Source organism: Segeticoccus sp. (assembly GCF_035708005.1).
On the sequence record NZ_DASSTI010000025.1, the window covers coordinates 1 to 4,691 of the forward strand.

The 4,691-nt window shown below is 68.3% G+C and carries 5 protein-coding genes; 2 read left to right on the forward strand and 3 right to left on the reverse strand.

All coding sequences use genetic code 11. From position 1 onward, the window contains the following. Positions 1–171 precede the first annotated feature (171 nt). The gene (locus tag VFL99_RS02675; protein WP_325104780.1) at positions 172–2,136 is read right to left on the reverse strand and encodes a heavy metal translocating P-type ATPase; all 1,965 of its coding nucleotides are present in this window, start codon (positions 2,134–2,136) and stop codon (positions 172–174) included. A gap of 107 nt (positions 2,137–2,243) precedes the next feature. Here VFL99_RS02675 and VFL99_RS02680 point away from each other — a divergent pair, with 107 nt between their 5' ends. Next, entirely contained in the window at positions 2,244–2,603 is a 360-nt protein-coding gene (locus VFL99_RS02680) for an ArsR/SmtB family transcription factor (RefSeq protein WP_325104781.1), read from the forward strand. A gap of 17 nt (positions 2,604–2,620) precedes the next feature. Here VFL99_RS02680 and VFL99_RS02685 read toward each other — a convergent pair whose 3' ends face one another. Together VFL99_RS02685 and VFL99_RS02690 are read right to left on the reverse strand one after the other, a co-directional pair. Beyond that, a complete protein-coding gene (locus VFL99_RS02685; RefSeq protein ID WP_325104782.1) occupies positions 2,621–3,001 on the reverse strand; it encodes a YciI family protein in 381 nt (126 codons plus the stop codon). 139 nt (positions 3,002–3,140) lie between these two features. Then, entirely contained in the window at positions 3,141–3,704 is a 564-nt protein-coding gene (locus VFL99_RS02690) for an ArsR/SmtB family transcription factor (RefSeq protein WP_325104783.1), read from the reverse strand. A 66-nt stretch (positions 3,705–3,770) separates the two neighbouring features. Here VFL99_RS02690 and VFL99_RS02695 point away from each other — a divergent pair, with 66 nt between their 5' ends. Beyond that, positions 3,771–4,340, forward strand: coding sequence for a dienelactone hydrolase family protein (locus VFL99_RS02695; RefSeq protein WP_325104784.1), 570 nt, complete (start codon positions 3,771–3,773; stop codon positions 4,338–4,340). Positions 4,341–4,691 lie beyond the last annotated feature (351 nt).

A 4,691-nucleotide genomic window follows, 5' to 3' on the forward strand; every position in this document is an offset into this window, starting at 1 on the left:
ACGACCGTGGCCCACAACCTCAACGTATGGCCCGCGCGCATCGGCGAACTCGAACTCGGCCGCCGCCGCGACGACCAACTCGCCGAACGCTACCGACAGTGGCTCACCGCTGCTTGACAACGCATAGGAGCATCAGTCCCCCATCGCAGGCTGATCTCCGGGAACCGGCCCTCAGGATTCGGTGGGCTTCGCCAGTCGCGGAGCGGGGTGTGTTTTCTCCGCATCGGTGGCGTGCCGCGTGTTTCGGCCGCCGGGGATGAGCCGGGCGGAGTTGAGGATGAAGGCGGATTCGCTGCCGACGTGGACGACCGCGGCCAGGACGGGCCCGAGGATCCCCAGGGCGGCGAGGACCATGCCGATGAGGTCGACCACGATGGTGCCGATGAAGTTGGCCAGGACGATTCGCCGGGCTCGGCGTGCGATGTGCAGGGTTCGGGTCAGGTCGGCCAGGTCCGCGGTGATCAGGACGACGTCGGCGGTCTCCCGGGCGATGTGGGTGCCCGTCCCCATCGCGATGCCGACGTCGGCCTCGGCCAAGGACGGTGCGTCGTTGACGCCGTCACCGACCATGGCCAGACGGTGCCCTTGGGCACGCAGCGCCTGGACGCAGTCGACCTTGTCCGCAGGCAGCAACTCTGCGTGAACGTCGCGAATGCCCACGTGTTGGGCGACGGTCTGCGCGGCCGCACTGTTGTCGCCGGTGATCATCACGACCCGGAGGCCGAGCCGGTGCAGGTCGGCCACGCACTGGCACGCTGAGTCGCGGACGGTGTCCGAGACCAGGATGGAGCCGGCATAACGGTCGCCGATCGCGACGTGAACGGCGCTCGGGCCGCCACCGATCGTCCTCACTGCGGGTCCGGCTTCCGGGACGAGCCGGGTGTTGCCCACCCGCACGCTCTCCTCACCCACACGTCCCGTGACCCCATACCCGGGCTGGTAGTCGAAGCTGGCCGCGTGGTGGATGGGCACATTGTGCTCGGCGGCGTGGTCGAGGACCGCTCTGCCGATGGGGTGCTCGGAGTACCACTCGGCGCCGCCGGCCGCTGCCAGCAGCTCAGCTGCGGTGATGCCGGGTGCGGGGCGGACGTCGGTGACCCGATGCGCACCGGTGGTCAGGGTGCCGGTCTTGTCGAAGACCACCGTGTCGATCGTGGACAGCCGCTCGAGGTAGGTACCGGCCTTGATGAAGGCCCCGCTCCGGGCCGACCGGCCGATCGCGGCCAACGAGGCCAGTGGCGTACCGGCAGCGATCCCACAGGCACCGGCGACCACGACCACCGAGATTGTCGCCCGCAGGTCCCGCGTGACCACGAAGGTGGCCGCGGCGCCGATGAGCGCCAGGTAGACCAGCCAAGCGGCGAAACGGTCCGCCCACCGCTGGGCCGGAGGCCGGGACGACTGGGCCGCACGGACGGTCTCGACGATCTGGCCGTACGAGGACTCTGCGCCCACCCGCTCTGCTCGGATCTGCAACGCCCCGAACTGATTGACCGACCCGGCATACACCGAGGAGCCCGGCTGGACGTCCACCGGCATCGACTCACCCGTGATCCGCGACTGGTCCAAGCTGGACTGCCCGGCCACCACGGTGCCATCCACCGGGACGCTCCCGCCGGGAGAGATGACCACGACCTGGTCCGGCACCACCGAGGACAACGGCACCGACGTCACCGACGACCCGGCGCGCAGCTGCACCGTCGATGGCAGGAAGGCCATCAGGTCAGTGAGCGCGTCCCGGCCGCGATCCAGGGACAGGTCCTCCAAGATCTCTGCGGCCAGGACGAACGCGGTGATCGCCAACGCGGTCACCCACGCGCCGATGGCCGCGGCAGCCGCGATGGCGACGAGCATCGAGGACTCCATGCTCATCCGGCGTTCCCGAACGTCCTCCCATGCCTCGGCCATGATCGGCCAGCACCCCACCAACAACCCGACCACCGCTGTCGTGGCCAGCAGCGGCCGGGGCGCACCGACGGCGTACAGGGCCCCGACCCCCGCGGCGAACAGCGCCACCACCGCGGTGCGCGCCAGATCCCGCCGGTCGACGCGGCCCCACACTCCGCGCGTGCCCGCCTGCCCGGGCAGGGTCGCTGTCGGGGTCGCCGCCCGGGTGTCGCAGTCCGCCCCGGTCATCAGCAATCACCCGTGACGACTGGACGGCGCATGCTCGTGAACACCCGGCCACGATAACAGCACACATGAAAAGGTATTCACACCTTCTGGGTTGGTACCCTACGGCCATGGGTCACGGTGTAGGCGGCACGATCGGACCGGCCGTGCTCGACGCGTCCACCGCGCGCACCGTGGCCGACACCCTGCAGGCGCTCACCACCCCCAGTCGACTGCTGATCCTCGCCCGGCTGCGCCAGGGGCCGGCAAGCGTCGGCGTGCTTGCCGAGGCGGTCGGGATGGAGCAGTCGGCGGTCTCCCACCAACTCAGGTTGCTGCGCCACCTCGGCCTGGTCGAAGGCGAGCGGCACGGTCGCAGCATCACCTACAGCTTGTATGACGATCACGTCGCCCAGCTGCTCGACCAAGCGGTCTACCACACCGAGCACCTGCGGCTGGGCGCACGCGACCTGCCCGAACAGACCGGCTGAAGCTGTCCCGAGCGGGGTCACTCCCGCGGTTGACGTTCGATGATCTCCGTGACACCGGACGGGAATCGGTGGAGCTCCTGTGGCCAGTCCAACGCAACGGCCAGTCGACCCGCCCAGTAGCTCGCGTTCTCGTCGTCGGGAACATCCACCACGGTGAATCCGCCCAGGTGCTCCTTGGTCTCGACGTACGGACCGTCGGTGAAGACCGGCTGTCCGTCCTTGTTGACGACGCTGCAGACCACCGTCGAGGCGTCGATCCCACCGTCTGCGAACACGAAGACTCCAGCCGCCTTCATCTCCTCCAGCACGGATTGCGAGGCCGCGCTCTTGGTGCGTAGGTCGTCCGGGGTCTGCTCGGGCACCCACTCGTCGTTGAACGCGATCAGATACTTCGGCACGGTCGTCTCCTCTCCCATCGGGACGAGGCCATCTCATGGCTCTCGAACGCGGAGGCTCTGGACAGCCGCCGCTCACCCACTCCACGAACGGCAGCGCTCAGATACGACACCATCCGAGAGATCAACGCTCCCGACTGCATCATTCCGCCGTGGGTAGGGTCGGATGGTTGGTGGGGTAGAGCCCGATCGCGAATCCGTACATGGTGTCGCCAGATCGCGGCAGCCGGTCAAACTCGTCAATCAACTCGGCCATACTGTCCCAGAACAGGGCAGCCTGGTCCTTCGAGATGCGCGCATGTCGGATGAAGCCCCAAAGCTTCCCCTGCTCGAACGCGGTGGCGGACTCGCGAGCTGCTACCTCGAAGTCGTTGAAGTCTGTCGGCATCTGTTCACCGGCGGCCGGCGGCTCTGCCGCCACGTGGAACATGCGAGCCGTGCGTCCGTAGAAGCGCTCCTCGATGGCCCGCACCCTCCGCGTGCGCACGACCCTGAGCAGGCCGTTGCGGGTGAGCACTTCCACGTGGTGCGCGACCGTGCTCTTGGGGCGTTCGAGTGCCGCGGCGAGCTCAGTCACGGTCGCGGCCCGTTCGTGGAGGAGCTGCAGGATCATCGTGCGCAGCGGGTGCCCGATGGCCTTCACCTGATCCGGTCTGGTCAGCGCCATCCGATCGGCCAGCTCGTAGTCCGGAGGGTTGTCTGCCATGGGCCAATAGACTAGCGTCGCAGAACGTTCCAAAAAATCCGATCGTTTGTGAAGGGGTTCAACACCGTGGCTGACGTGCTGCTGTACCACCACATCCAAGGCCTGACTGACGGAGTCCGGGACTTCGCCGACAGCCTCCGCGAGGACGGGCACACCGTGCACACGCCGGACCTGTTCGAGGGCCGCACGTTCTCCAGCATCGAGGAGGGTTTCGGATTCGCTCGCGAGTTCGGTTTCGACGCGATCCGGGAGAGTGGCGCCGCCGTGGCCGACGAGCTCGGGCCAGGGCTCGTCTATGGCGGGTTCTCCTTCGGCGTGACGATCGCCCAACGGCTGGCCCAGACTCGGCCCCATGCTCGCGGGGCACTGCTCGTGTACTCCTGCCTGCCGGTCTCGGAGTTCGGGGAGAGGTGGCCCGACGGGGTGCCGCTGCAGATCCACGGCAAGGAGGGCGACGAGTTCTTCGAGGAGGACCTACCGGCCGCGCGCGAGCTTGCCGGCTCCACCCCGGGCGCCGAGCTGTTCCTCTACCCCGGCGACCAACACCTCTTCGCCGACTCCTCCCTCCCCGCCTACGACCCGCAAGCTTCCTCGCTGCTCATGGAACGGGTCCGGGCCTTCCTCGCGCCCCTCTGACCGGCGGCCGGGTCGACCCCGCGGGCCATGGGCTCGTTCGTGGACACGGAGGTCACCAGCGTCCGGGCCGGCATACGCGTGACATCGATGACCGGCTCAGTCCCGGAAGGTCACAGGCGGGGCTGGCCGGGGTACCACGTCCAGCACGAGAACCTCGATCCATCACTTCTTCTGACGAGTCGGTCAGTATGCGCGCTGGCCCTGATGCTTCGGTGTCCCCGAGACTGGCCGGGTGAACGACTGGTACTGCCATCCCTCCGCGCGTCACTGGTGCTCCGAGCAGGCGGCAGCGTCCGCACGGTCCTTCCATGCCTCGCTTCCGGGGTATGCGCCCACACCGCTGGTCGGGCT